This is a genomic window from Ralstonia sp. RRA (genome assembly GCF_037023145.1).
In the GTDB taxonomy this organism is placed as follows: domain Bacteria; phylum Pseudomonadota; class Gammaproteobacteria; order Burkholderiales; family Burkholderiaceae; genus Ralstonia.
In genome coordinates this window covers 1,190,699-1,203,987 of the sequence record NZ_CP146091.1, presented here as the reverse complement: position 1 = coordinate 1,203,987, position 13,289 = coordinate 1,190,699, and the positions used below count along the sequence as shown (strand labels likewise).

Genomic DNA, 13,289 nt, shown 5'->3' with positions numbered 1-13,289 from the left:
TCGTCTTGCGGCAACCTCTCGCGCGCCGGTGTCAGACCGAGCGCAGCAAGACCAGGACGTGCTTGACTTCTGGCACGTCGAGATCACCTTCCGGCTCCTTGCGTGCAAGCAGGAGATCCATCAGGTCGTTGTCGGGCAGATCGAACAACTGCGAGAGTGCGGCAACGTCATCATCCGACAGTTCCGTCTCGTAGCGGTTGAAGAAGCGCTCGACGATGATATCGTTCTCCAGCAAACCGCGTCGGGCACGCCAGCGCAAACGCGCGCGTTTGTGCGGATCGGACTGGTGCGAGAACGTCTGAGTATTCACAGCTGTCATGCTCTAAAAAACGCGTCGCCGGAAAACCGCTCCGGCGACGCTGGGTGCTTTGCGATTTACACCGCGCGGCGGACCATCAATTCCTTGATCTTGCCGATGGCCTTGGTCGGGTTCAGACCCTTCGGGCACACATCGACGCAGTTCATGATGGTGTGGCAGCGGAACAGGCGATACGGGTCCTCGAGGTTGTCGAGGCGCGCATTGGTCGCTTGGTCACGGCTGTCGGCGATGAAGCGGTAGGCCTGCAGCAGGCCTGCCGGGCCGACGAACTTGTCCGGGTTCCACCAGAACGACGGGCACGACGTCGAGCAGCTCGCGCACAGAATGCACTCGTACAGGCCGTCCAGCTCTTCACGCTCTTCCGGCGACTGCAGACGCTCCTTCTCGGGCGGCGGCTCGTCGTTGATCAGGAACGGCTTGATCGAGTGGTACTGGTTGAAGAAGTGCGTCATGTCGACGATCAGGTCGCGCACTACGGGCAAGCCCGGCAGCGGACGCAGCACGATCTTCTCCGGCAGCTCACGCATGTTGGTCAGGCAGGCCAGACCATTCTTGCCGTTGATGTTCATGGCGTCCGAGCCGCACACGCCTTCACGGCACGAACGACGGAACGCGATCGACTCGTCGAGCTTCTTCAGCTTGACCAGCGCGTCGAGCAGCATGCGCTCATGACCGTCGAGTTCGACCTCGTAGGTCTGCATGCGGGGGGCTGCGTCCTTGTCCGGATCGTAGCGATAGACTTCAAAAATACGCTTCATTTTTGTGGGTCCTTCCGGTTAGAACGTACGGGCCTTGGGCGGCACGCTTTCAACCGTCAACGGCTTCATCGTCACGGGCTTGTATTCCAGGCGGTTGCCCTCGCTGTAGAACAGCGTGTGCTTGAGCCAGTTCTCGTCGTCACGGTTCGGGAAATCGCTGTGGGCGTGTGCGCCGCGCGATTCCTTACGTGCAGCCGCCGACACCATCGTCGCCTTGGCGACTTCCACCAGGTTGGCCACTTCCAGCGCTTCGACGCGCGCGGTGTTGAACACCTTGGACTTGTCCTTCAGGTGGATGTTGGCGCCACGCTCAGCCACTTCCAGAATGCGTTCGACGCCTTCGTCCATGAGCTTTTGCGTGCGGAACACGCCGGCATGCGACTGCATGTTGCGGCGGATGTCGTTGGCGACGTCCTGTGCGTATTCGCCCGAGCTGGACGAATCCAGCTTGGCCAGGCGCGACAGCGCACGGTCTGCAGCATCAGCCGGCAGCGGCTTGTGCTCGCGGTTCTTCAGGTTCTGCGCAACGATGTGGTTGCCAGCCGAACGGCCGAACACCACCAGGTCCAGCAGCGAGTTCGTGCCCAGGCGGTTGGCGCCGTGCACCGACACGCAAGAGCATTCGCCGATCGCGTAGAAGCCATTGATGACTTCATTCGGGTTACCGTTCTTCGGCGCCACGACCTGACCGTGATAGTTGGTCGGGATGCCGCCCATCTGGTAGTGGATGGTCGGCACAACCGGGATCGGTTCCTTGATGGCGTCCACGTTGGCGAACTTCAGGCCGATCTCACGGATGGACGGCAGACGCTTCATGATGGTCTCGGCACCGACGTGGGTCAGGTCGAGCAGCACGTAGTCGCCGTTCGGACCACAGCCACGGCCTTCCTTGATTTCCTGGTCCATCGAGCGCGACACGAAGTCACGCGGTGCCAGATCCTTCAGCGTCGGAGCGTAACGCTCCATGAAGCGCTCGCCATCCTTGTTACGCAGGATGCCGCCTTCGCCGCGCACGCCTTCCGTGATCAGCACGCCCGCGCCGGCCACGCCGGTCGGGTGGAACTGCCAGAATTCCATGTCTTCCAGCGGCACGCCTGCGCGCGCGGCCATACCCAGGCCGTCACCGGTGTTGATGAAGGCGTTGGTGGAAGCTGCGTAAATACGGCCGGCACCGCCCGTGGCGAACAGCGTCGTCTTGGCTTCGAGGATGTAGACCTCGCCGGTTTCCATTTCCAGCGCGGTCACGCCCAGCACGTCGCCGTCCTGGTCGCGGATCAGATCCAGCGCCATCCATTCGACGAAGAAGTGGGTCTTGGCGCGCACGTTGCGCTGGTACAGCGTGTGCAGCAGCGCGTGGCCGGTACGGTCAGCAGCGGCGCACGCACGTTGCACCGGCTTCTCGCCGTAGTTCGACGTGTGACCGCCAAACGGACGCTGGTAGATGGTGCCATCCGCGTTGCGGTCGAACGGCATGCCGAAGTGTTCCAGTTCATAGACCACGTTCGGCGCCTGGCGGCACATGAACTCGATCGCATCCTGGTCGCCGAGCCAGTCGGAACCCTTGATGGTGTCGTAGAAGTGATAGTGCCAGTTGTCTTCGCTCATGTTGCCCAGCGAAGCACCGATACCACCCTGCGCCGCAACGGTGTGCGAGCGGGTGGGGAAAACCTTCGAGAGCACGGCCACTGAGAGGCCGGCTTCTGCGAGTTGAAGCGATGCGCGCATGCCCGCACCGCCTGCACCGACGATCACGACGTCGAACTTGCGACGCGGCAGACCCGTCTTGACTGCGACCATGACTTAAACCCTCCAGAGAATCTGAGCTGCGTAGCCCGCACAACCGACGAGCCACAGAATCGTCAACACTTGCAGCGTCAAACGCACTGCCACGGGTTTCACGTAGTCCATCCAGATGTCACGCACGCCAATCCAGGCGTGATACGTGAGCGACAGGAAGGCTACGAACGTCAGCAGCTTCATCCACTGGTTGGCGAACAGGCCAGCCCAGCTTTGATACGACGTGTCTTTCGAGAGCAGGAACGCGGCCAGCAACACAACGGTGTAAACCGCCATGACCACAGCGGTGACGCGTTGCGCGAGGAAATCCTTCAGGCCGTAGTGCGCGCCAACGACGAGGCGCTTGGGACCGATATTGTTATTTGCCATCAGGAGCTCCTCAGAACAGGCCGAACAGCTTGGCGCCGAACACAACGGTCAGCAGCAGGCTGACGATCAGCACGCTCACAGCCGACTTGGCCGAGGTGGCCTTGTCGATACCGACATGCAGATCGAGGAGGAGATAACGGATGCCGGCGCAGAAGTGGTGCAGGTAAGCCCAGATCAGTGCAAGCACGACAACCTTGGCGAAACCACCGGACAGAAGCGCCGTGAACTTGGCGAAACTGATCTCCGACGTGAGACTTTGCTCGAGCAAGTACAGCACGAACGGAAGAAGAAGGAACATCAGTGCACCGCTGGCACGATGCAGGATGGACACCTTACCGGCCCAGGGCAAACGGTAGCGGGCGAGATCGCCCAAACCGATGTTCCTGAATTCCGGTCTGGCTTTCTTGACGGCTTCTGCCATGTCAGACCCCATTGGCTAATCAACTAACAAAACTGCTTTGCACAAATCCGCACGATTCTATCGCGCTTTTGTTGCGCAGCGCACCAATAATTCCACTCGGCGCGCTCCACTTTTGTGCTTCCTGCCCTCGCCTGCCAGTGGCGTCATGCGCGGGCAATTATCTGTTCTACATCCTCTTCGTGACGCGCAATACGCTGTTGCACGTCGCACAAATCAAGACGCCGCCACCCCGCATAGCAGGCTGGCGGCGCGTCATCAATTCAACTCGTTCTGGTAGTAGTGCCGCGTCGTGACGTACAGGCCACGGCGCAGCTCCACCGGCTTGTCGCCGAACGTATGCGACACGCGCTCCACCGACAGCAACGGCGATCCAGCCTGCACCGACAGCAGCGCTCCCGTAGCCGCGTCCGCCGCCACAGCGCGGATGCGCTCGGTGGCACGCAACATGCGTACACCGAATTCCGTCTCGAAGAACGCGTACATTGGGCCCTTCCACTCGGTCAGCTTTTCAGCCGTCAACCCTTTGAAACTTGCGCCCGGTAGCCAGATCTCTTCAAACACCGTCGGCTCGCCGGAGAAGAACAGCACGCGGCGGATCTGCACAACGCTGTCACCAGCCTTGAGATCGAGCAGACGGGCAATCTCGGCGGGGGCGCGCATGCGCTTGCACTCCAGCACGCGACTGCTCGGGTAGTGCTGCTCACCCTGCTCCGGCATCAATCGCAGGAAGCGGAACTGCACACCCTCTTCGTAATGTGTGGTGACGAACGTGCCCTTGCCCTGACGGCGTGCCACCAGGTTTTCGGCAGCCAGTTCGTCGATCGCCTTGCGTACGGTGCCCTGGCTCACCTTGTAGCGGGCGGCCAATTCCATTTCGCTGGGGATCATTTCGCCCGGTTTCCATTCGCCGGCTTGCAGGCTCTGCAGGATCAGCGTCTTGATTTGCTGATACAGCGGGCTGAACGTGGGTGACCCGCCCCCAGCACCCGCAGACGCGGGCTGTGCGCCCGCCTCACCGCCATTGGACGGCGGCACGACGGCGGATTGAGGGCTGGATGTACTCGACATAACTGGCGATTTCACCACAAAAGCCTCAAACGCGTCCAGCCCGTTTATAGAATGTCTTATGTCTTATATAAGACAGAAGATCAATTGACTTTCAAACGAGGCCAGCCCTACACTCGCGCCTGTTCCGGACGACGGGCTTCGCACTTGCGTCGGCAGGCTTCAAGATCCATCGCAAGGGTGTTTCCACTTCGTCATGCGGACGCAGTAAACTGCGAGGCTCTTGCCCAATCCGAGCCGACCGCCCACGAGGCGCCGACCGTTGCCGGCAATGCCTGCGAGGCTGCACCGACATCCCGCCAGGATGCCCCGCCGCGCGCAGTGCGATCCGCTTTTCACACCCATTTGGAGAGTTCTCATGGCAAAAGCACCCATGCGCGTCGCAGTGACCGGCGCCGCTGGTCAGATCGGTTACGCCCTGCTGTTCCGTATCGCCTCGGGCGAAATGCTGGGCAAGGATCAGCCCGTCATCCTGCAACTGCTGGAAATTCCCGATGAGAAGGCCCAGAAGGCGCTCAAGGGCGTGATGATGGAGCTCGACGACTGCGCCTTCCCGTTGCTGGCTGGCATGGAAGCCCACTCCGATCCGATGACCGCGTTCAAGGACGTGGACGTGGCCCTGCTGGTGGGCGCCCGCCCCCGCGGCCCGGGCATGGAGCGCGCTGACCTGCTGTCGGCCAATGCCCAGATCTTCACGGCGCAGGGCAAGGCACTGAACGCCGTTGCCTCGCGCAACGTCAAGGTGCTGGTGGTCGGCAACCCGGCCAACACCAACGCCTACATCGCCATGAAGTCGGCGCCGGACCTGCCGCGCGAGAACTTCACCGCCATGCTGCGCCTGGACCACAACCGTGCCCTGTCGCAGATCGCCGCCAAGACCGGCAAGCCGGTGTCGAGCATCGAGAAGCTGTTCGTGTGGGGCAACCACAGCCCGACGATGTACGCCGACTACCGTTACGCCACGATCGACGGCAAGAGCGTCAAGGACATGATCAATGATCCGGTGTGGAACAACGACGTGTTCCTGCCGACCGTCGGCAAGCGCGGCGCCGCCATCATCGAAGCGCGCGGTCTGTCGTCGGCTGCTTCGGCTGCTGGCGCTGCCATCGACCACGTACGCGATTGGCTGCTGGGTTCGAACGGCAAGATCGTCACGATGGGCATCCCGTCCAACGGCGATTACGGCATCCCGCAAGACGTGATGTTCGGCTTCCCGGTCACGACCGCCAACGGCAAGTACGAAGTGGTCAAGGGTCTGGAGATCGACGAGTACAGCCAAGGCAAGATCAAGATCACGCTCGACGAATTGGAAGGCGAGCGCGCTGGCGTGCAGCACCTGCTGGGCTGAAACGCATGATCTGACGAAAAACCGGAGTGGATCGGCAACGAACCCTCCGGTTTTTTTACACCAACAAGGCGTCACGCACGCCACAAACCCGATACGACGCAGTGCACCCCACCGAGGTTTTGTTCCAGGACGACGACGCCCCGGCCCAATTGCCGGTCTGCGATCACTATGCAGGCGCAGAGAAACTCATGCGCAAGTCGCTCGCCCTGCAACAAACCCTTGGCCCCGTCTTCGATATCACGTTTGACTGCGAAGACGGCGCCGCCGTCGGCCAGGAACGCGCCCATGCCGAACTGGCCGCTGCGCTCATCAATAGCGACGACAACCACTTCAACCGCGTCGGCGTCCGCATCCACGACCCGAACCACGATGCGTGGACGCAGGATGTCGACATCCTCATCAGCCAGGCCGGCAGCCGCCTCGCCTATGTGACCGTGCCCAAGGTGCGCGACGTGGTGGAGGTGGCCCGCGTGACCGATCGCGTCAATCAGGCCGCGCGTGCAGCCGGCATCGCGCGACACCTGCCGATCCACGTGCTGATCGAAACGCATGGGGCGCTGGCGCAGGTGTTCGACATTGCATCGCTGGTGCAGGTGGAATGCCTGAGTTTCGGGCTGATGGATTTCGTCTCCGCGCACAACGGTGCGATTCCGGGTGCGGCGATGGGTTCTCCGGAGCAGTTCGAGCATCCGCTGATCCGCCGTGCGCTGACCGACATTTCCGCCGCGTGCCACGCCCACGGCAAGGTCCCGTCGCACAACGTCAGCACCGACATCAAGCATCCGGACCGCGCTGGCACCGACGCAACGCGCGCCCGAAACGAATTCGGCTACCTGCGCAAATGGAGCATCCACCCGGACCAGATCACGCCAATCGTTTCCGCGTTCCGCCCGTCGCACGAAGAAGTGACACAGGCGGCCGCCATTCTTGCGGCAGCGCAGGATGCGTCATGGGGCCCGATCCAGCACGACGGCCGCCTGCACGACCGCGCAAGCTACCGCTACTGGTGGGCTGTGCTGCAACGTGCGCACACCACCGGCGTCGACATGCCGCCTGAAGCCGCCAAGCGCTTCTTCGAGTAAAAGGAGATTGCCATGACCGACAACACCCCAGGCAGTGCAGGCGCCCGCTTCCGCCAGGCGTTGGTCGAAGAATCGCCGCTGCAAATTGTCGGCACGATCAACGCGAACCACGCGCTGCTGGCCAAACGTGCCGGCTACCGTGCGATCTATCTGTCGGGCGGCGGCGTGGCAGCGGGCTCGCTGGGCCTGCCGGACCTCGGCATCTCGGGCCTGGACGACGTCCTGACTGACGTGCGCCGCATCACCGATGTGTGCGATGTGCCGCTGCTGGTGGACGTCGACACGGGCTTCGGTGCCTCCGCGTTCAACGTGGCGCGCACGACCAAGTCGCTGATCAAGTTTGGCGCCGCAGCCATGCATATCGAAGACCAGGTCGGCGCCAAGCGCTGCGGCCATCGCCCCAACAAGGAGATCGTCTCCAAGGACGAGATGGTCGACCGCATCAAGGCCGCCGTTGACGCGCGCACCGACGCCAGCTTCGTCATCATGGCCCGCACGGACGCACTGGCCGTCGAAGGTTTTGAGCGGGCGCTCGAACGCGCCGTGGCCTGCGTGGAAGCCGGCGCGGACGCGATCTTTCCCGAGGCGATGACCGATCTGTCGATGTACCGCAGGTTCGTCGACGCCGTGAAGGTACCGGTGCTTGCCAACATCACTGAATTTGGCCAGACGCCGCTGTTTACGCGCGACGAACTGGCCTCGGTGGGCGTATCGATGATCCTGTATCAGCTGTCGGCATTCCGCGCGATGAACAAGGCGGCGGAGAACGTCTACGCTGCCATTCGCCGCGACGGCACGCAGAAGAACGTGGTCGACACCATGCAGACGCGCATGGAACTGTACGACAGCATTGGTTACCACGAGTACGAAGCCAAGCTGGACGCGCTGTTCGCCCAGAACCGCAGCTGAGCGACGTTTGCTCATGTCCATCACCACACATCGACAAGGAGAGCGGCCAGGGCAAGAAAGGCAAGAGGAACGTCGCCCGGACCCTGGCTGTACGTGGCCAACACCCCCCGTTTGGGCGAAGGGTTGCGTCGCCATGTAACAGAACGTTGGGCACGGCGTGCAAATCGGTCAAAATACCGGCCGGTGCGCGAAATGCCGTGGCAATCCCAGACTGCGGCAGTCGCCTCCCCCATCCTGTCCTACCGAAGGAAACTTTATGAACAAGTTCATCGTGGGCGCCTGCGCCGGCGTTCTTTCGCTGGCCGCGTCGCAATACGCAGCCGCCCAGACCACCACGCCCGCCAAGCCGGCTGCCAAGAAGGCCCCGGCCAAGAAGAAGACCACCAAGAAGGCGGCCCCCGTTGCCGCAGCCAAGCCGGACGGCGTGCAATGGAAGTGCGAACTCGGCAACGAGTTCTACGTCGCCGGCGACATGACGCGCGATCAGATCATCAAGCTGCACTGGAAGGGCAAGAACTACGACCTGCCGCGCCAGCTGACCCGCACCGGCGCCGACCGCTACTTCGACCAGAAAACCGGCTTCGACCTGGTGGTCATCCCGGCCAAGGCCATGCTGTTTGACCGCAACGAAGGCCACCGCCTGGCCGACGAGTGCCAGACCGCCGAAATGGCCGCTGGCGCACCGGCGCCGACGCAAGCCGGCGCCCTGCGCGCTCCGGCCGGCCTGCCGCTGATGCTGCAAGACAACGCCGCTCCGGCACCGGCCCCCGCGCCGGACGCCGCCCAGCCGGCCAAGCAGTAACGCGAATCAACGCGAGCGGCCCGCAGGAGCCCCCTCATGTCCGCACCGGTTGCGAACATCCGCCCGAAACCTGACACGGTCATCGTCGACATCGTTGACTACGTGACCGAGTCCAAGCTCACCAGCAAGACGGCCTATGAAACGGCCCGCCATTGCCTGCTGGACACCTTGGGCTGCGGGCTGGAGGCGCTGTCGTATCCGGCGTGCACCAAGCTCCTGGGGCCCATCGTGCCGGGAACCATCGTGCCCAACGGCGCGAAGGTCCCGGGCACACAATTCCAGCTGGATCCGGTACAGGCCGCCTTCAACATCGGCGCCATGATCCGCTGGCTGGATTTCAACGACACGTGGCTGGCTGCCGAATGGGGCCATCCGTCGGACAACCTCGGCGGCATCCTGGCCGTGGCGGATTGGTTGTCCCGCACGAACCTCGCCAACGGCAAGAAGCCGCTGGTGATGAAAGACGTACTGACCGCGATGATCCGCGCCCACGAGATCCAGGGCTGCATCGCGCTCGAAAATGCATTCAACAAGGTGGGGCTGGACCACGTCGTGCTGGTCAAGGTGGCCACCACCGCGGTGGTCGGGCAATTGCTCGGGCTATCGCGTGACGAAATCATCAACGCCGTGTCGCTGGCGTGGGTCGATGGCCAGGCGCTGCGCACCTACCGCCACGCGCCGAATACCGGCAGCCGCAAATCATGGGCGGCAGGCGATGCGACCAGCCGCGGCGTGCGCCTGGCGCTGATGGCCAAAACGGGCGAAATGGGTTATCCCTCTGCCCTCACTGCCAAGGGTTGGGGCTTCTACGATGTGTCCTTCAAGGGCCAGCCGTTCAAGTTCCAGCGCAAATACGGCACGTACGTGATGGAAAACGTACTGTTCAAGATCAGCTTTCCGGCCGAATTCCATGCGCAGACCGCTGCGGAAGCGGCCATGACACTGCACAGGGCCATTGCCAAGGCCGGCAAGGCCGTCGACGACATCGAACAGATCACGATCCGCACGCACGAAGCGGCGCTGCGCATCATCGACAAGCAAGGCCCGCTGAACAACCCGGCGGACCGCGACCACTGCATCCAGTACATGGTCGCTGTGCCCCTCATCTTCGGCCGACTGACGGCGGAAGACTACGAAGACACCGTCGCCCGCGACCCGCGCATCGATGCGTTGCGTAAGAAGATCGCGTGCGTGGAAGACAAGCAGTTCACCAAGGATTACCACGACCCCGAGAAGCGTTCGATCGCCAATGCGATCACCATCCGGTTCAAGGATGGCAAAACGCTCAAGGAAGTCGTGGTGGAATACCCCATCGGCCACAAGCGGCGGCGCAAGGAAGGCATGCCGCTGCTGGTGGAGAAGTTCAGGACCAACCTGGCCCGCCGTTTTCCGGCCAGGCAGCAGGACGCGATCCTGGCGGTATCGCTGGACCAGAAGACGCTGGAAGCGATGCCGGTCAATGCGTATGTCGATTTGTACGTGATTTAATTTGGAGTTGGTCGATCTGATGTATCCGCAAGGGGCGCTCTGGTGCCCCGCGCATCCTTAAGCCTGGAGTCATGCCATGCCCCACAACCTGAAAAAAACACTCAAGGAATTCAAGATCAACGGCGGCCAGACCGGCAAGTTCCATTCCCTGCCGCAACTGGGCAAGGAACTGGGCGTGGCGATCGAGCGCCTGCCGGTGTCGATCCGGATCGTGCTGGAATCCGTGCTGCGCAACTGCGACGGCAAGAAGGTGACCGAAGAGCACGTCGAGCAACTGGCCAACTGGAAGCCGAACGCCGAGCGCGTTGACGAGATCCCGTTCGTGGTCGCCCGCGTGGTGCTGCAGGACTTTACCGGCGTGCCGCTGCTGGCCGACTTGGCCGCCATGCGCAACGTGGCCGAGCGCATGGGCAAGAACCCCAAGAAGATCGAGCCGCTGGTGCCGGTCGACCTGGTGGTGGACCACTCGGTGCAGGTGGACCACTTCCGCGAGAAGAAGGCGCTGGACCTGAACATGCAACTGGAGTTCTCGCGCAACAACGAGCGCTACCAGTTCATGAAGTGGGGCATGCAGGCATTCGACACGTTTGGCGTGGTGCAGCCGGGCTTCGGCATCGTCCACCAGGTCAACCTGGAATACCTGGCACGCGGCGTCCATAAGAAGGACGGCGTGTACTACCCGGATACGCTGGTCGGCACCGACAGCCACACCACCATGATCAACGGGATCGGCGTGGTGGGCTGGGGCGTGGGCGGCATCGAAGCCGAAGCCGGCATGCTGGGCCAGCCGGTGTACTTCCTGACGCCGGACGTGGTGGGCGTGGAGCTGAAGGGCCGCCTGCGCGAAGGCTGCACGGCCACCGACCTGGTGCTCACCATCACGGAAATGCTGCGCAAGGAGAAGGTCGTCGGCAAGTTCGTCGAATTCTTCGGCGAAGGCACGGCCAGCCTGTCGCTGCCGGACCGCGCGACCATCGGCAACATGGCGCCGGAATACGGCGCCACGATGGGCTTCTTCCCGGTGGACGAAAAAACCATCGACTACTTCAAGGGCACAGGCCGCACGAAGGAAGAAATCGCCGCGTTCGAGGGCTACTTCAAGGCACAGAAGCTGTTCGGCATCCCGAAGGCTGGCGAGATCGACTACACCAAGACGCTGACGCTGGACCTGAGCACCGTGGCCCCGTCGCTGGCCGGTCCGAAGCGCCCGCAAGACCGTATCGAAATCGGCAACGTGAAGTCGACGTTCTCGTCGTTGTTCGCCAAGCCGGTTGCCGAAAACGGCTTCAACAAGAACGTCGACGACCTCGACAAGACCTTCACGACGACCAACGGCGTGGATGTGAAGAGTGGCGACGTGCTGATCGCGGCCATCACCTCGTGCACGAACACCTCGAACCCGAGCGTGTTGCTGGCTGCCGGCCTGCTGGCCAAGAAGGCCGTGGAAGCTGGCTTGGAAGTCGCCCCGCACATCAAGACCTCGCTCGCCCCGGGCAGCCGCGTGGTGACGAAGTACCTGGAAGCCGCCGGCCTGCTGCCGTACCTGGAAAAACTGGGCTTTGGCGTGACGGCCTATGGCTGCACGACGTGTATCGGCAACGCGGGTGACCTGACGCCGGAACTGAACGAAGCCATCGTGAAGAACGACATCGTGGCTGCCGCCGTGCTGTCGGGCAACCGTAACTTCGAAGCGCGTATCCACCCGAACATCCGCGCCAACTTCCTGGCCTCGCCGCCGCTGGTGGTGGCTTACGCGATTGCCGGCAACGTGACGCGCGACCTGATGACCGAGCCGGTCGGCAAAGGCAAGAAGGGCAAGGACGTGTATCTGGGCGACATCTGGCCGACCTCGGAGGAGATCGCCAAGCTGATGAAGTTCGCGATGAACGCCGACACGTTCCGCACGAACTACGAGCAGGTCAAGAAGCCGTCCAAGCTGTGGGCCAACGTCAAGGGCACGAAGGGTCAGGTCTACGACTGGCCGAAGTCGACATACATCGCCGAGCCGCCGTTCTTCGAAGGCTTCGGCATGACGCCGGCGGCCGCTTCGGCATCGGTGTCGGGCGCACGCGCGCTGGGCGTGTTTGGCGATTCCGTGACGACCGACCACATCTCCCCGGCCGGCTCGATCAAGGAAACGTCGCCGGCAGGCAAGTACCTGCTGGCCAACGGCGTGCTCAAGGCCGACTTCAACAGCTACGGCTCGCGCCGCGGCAACCATGAGGTGATGATGCGCGGCACGTTCGCCAACGTGCGCATCAAGAACCTGATGATCCCGCCGAAGGCTGATGGTTCGCGCGTGGAAGGCGGCGAAACGCTGTTCCAGCCGAGCGGCGAGCAAATGTCGATCTACGACGCGGCCATGAAGTACATCGCCGAAGGCACGCCGACGGTCGTGTTTGGCGGCGAAGAGTACGGCACGGGCAGCTCGCGTGACTGGGCCGCCAAGGGCACGCAGCTGTTGGGTGTGAAGGCCGTGATCGCACGCAGCTTCGAGCGTATCCACCGCTCGAACCTGGTCGGCATGGGCGTGCTGCCGTTGCAATTCAAGGGCAACGACTCGGTGCAGTCGCTGGGCATCGTGGGCGACGAGACCTTCGACATCGAGGGCCTGGAAGGCGAAATCAAGCCGCAACAGGACGTCACCCTGGTGATCAAGCGCGCCAACGGCGAGACCACGCGTGCACAAGTGCTGCTGCGTATCGATACGCCGATCGAAGTCGACTATTACAAGCACGGCGGTATCCTGCCGTTCGTGCTGCGTCAGCTGCTGGCTGCCTAAGCCTAGTCGCTGCGCTGGTGCAGTTCGGAAGCCGGCTCTTCGGAGCCGGCTTTTTTATGGCTGCCCAATCAAACAACGTGACGAGACTCCAACCAACGCACAGCCTTTGGTAGAGTGTGCCGATTAGGCCGCGTGGCGGAGCGCTCGCC

12 protein-coding genes are annotated in these 13,289 nt (G+C 62.7%); 6 read left to right on the top strand and 6 right to left on the bottom strand.

Annotated elements, in window-relative coordinates:
• Positions 1 to 31: 31 nt before the first annotated feature.
• The 6 genes from V6657_RS05820 to V6657_RS05795 all read right to left on the bottom strand — a co-directional run bounded on the left by V6657_RS05820 (position 32) and on the right by V6657_RS05795 (position 4,732).
• Positions 32 to 319: a succinate dehydrogenase assembly factor 2 gene (locus tag V6657_RS05820; protein ID WP_048932750.1), complete on the bottom strand. Its 288-nt coding sequence runs from the start codon at positions 317 to 319 to the stop codon at positions 32 to 34.
• Positions 320 to 375: 56 nt separating this feature from the next.
• Complete coding sequence (locus V6657_RS05815) at positions 376 to 1,077, bottom strand: succinate dehydrogenase iron-sulfur subunit (RefSeq protein WP_048932751.1); 702 nt, start codon at positions 1,075 to 1,077, stop codon at positions 376 to 378.
• Between the two features lie 18 nt (positions 1,078 to 1,095).
• Positions 1,096 to 2,874: a succinate dehydrogenase flavoprotein subunit gene (sdhA, locus tag V6657_RS05810; protein ID WP_048932752.1), complete on the bottom strand. Its 1,779-nt coding sequence runs from the start codon at positions 2,872 to 2,874 to the stop codon at positions 1,096 to 1,098.
• A 3-nt stretch (positions 2,875 to 2,877) separates the two neighbouring features.
• The gene (sdhD, locus tag V6657_RS05805) at positions 2,878 to 3,243 is read right to left on the bottom strand and encodes a succinate dehydrogenase, hydrophobic membrane anchor protein (RefSeq protein ID WP_048932753.1); all 366 of its coding nucleotides are present in this window, start codon (positions 3,241 to 3,243) and stop codon (positions 2,878 to 2,880) included.
• 10 nt (positions 3,244 to 3,253) lie between these two features.
• Positions 3,254 to 3,664, bottom strand: a complete 411-nt coding sequence (gene sdhC / locus V6657_RS05800) for a succinate dehydrogenase, cytochrome b556 subunit (protein WP_048932754.1) — start codon at positions 3,662 to 3,664, stop codon at positions 3,254 to 3,256.
• A gap of 255 nt (positions 3,665 to 3,919) precedes the next feature.
• Positions 3,920 to 4,732 carry a GntR family transcriptional regulator gene (locus tag V6657_RS05795; RefSeq protein ID WP_048932755.1) on the bottom strand — a complete coding sequence of 271 codons (813 nt, stop codon included), beginning with the start codon at positions 4,730 to 4,732 and terminating at the stop codon, positions 3,920 to 3,922.
• A 355-nt stretch (positions 4,733 to 5,087) separates the two neighbouring features.
• Here V6657_RS05795 and V6657_RS05790 point away from each other — a divergent pair, with 355 nt between their 5' ends.
• The 6 genes from V6657_RS05790 to acnA all read left to right on the top strand — a co-directional run bounded on the left by V6657_RS05790 (position 5,088) and on the right by acnA (position 13,140).
• Entirely contained in the window at positions 5,088 to 6,077 is a 990-nt protein-coding gene (locus V6657_RS05790) for a malate dehydrogenase (protein ID WP_021194926.1), read from the top strand.
• A 101-nt stretch (positions 6,078 to 6,178) separates the two neighbouring features.
• The gene (locus V6657_RS05785; RefSeq protein ID WP_048932756.1) at positions 6,179 to 7,159 is read left to right on the top strand and encodes a CoA ester lyase; all 981 of its coding nucleotides are present in this window, start codon (positions 6,179 to 6,181) and stop codon (positions 7,157 to 7,159) included.
• Positions 7,160 to 7,171: 12 nt separating this feature from the next.
• A complete protein-coding gene (gene prpB, locus V6657_RS05780; RefSeq protein WP_048932757.1) occupies positions 7,172 to 8,068 on the top strand; it encodes a methylisocitrate lyase in 897 nt (298 codons plus the stop codon).
• A gap of 256 nt (positions 8,069 to 8,324) precedes the next feature.
• Complete coding sequence (locus V6657_RS05775) at positions 8,325 to 8,870, top strand: hypothetical protein (RefSeq protein ID WP_048932758.1); 546 nt, start codon at positions 8,325 to 8,327, stop codon at positions 8,868 to 8,870.
• 36 nt (positions 8,871 to 8,906) lie between these two features.
• On the top strand, positions 8,907 to 10,358 hold the full coding sequence (locus V6657_RS05770) for a bifunctional 2-methylcitrate dehydratase/aconitate hydratase (protein WP_048932759.1): 1,452 nt from the start codon (positions 8,907 to 8,909) through the stop codon (positions 10,356 to 10,358).
• Between the two features lie 76 nt (positions 10,359 to 10,434).
• Positions 10,435 to 13,140 carry an aconitate hydratase AcnA gene (gene acnA / locus V6657_RS05765; protein WP_048932760.1) on the top strand — a complete coding sequence of 902 codons (2,706 nt, stop codon included), beginning with the start codon at positions 10,435 to 10,437 and terminating at the stop codon, positions 13,138 to 13,140.
• Positions 13,141 to 13,289 lie beyond the last annotated feature (149 nt).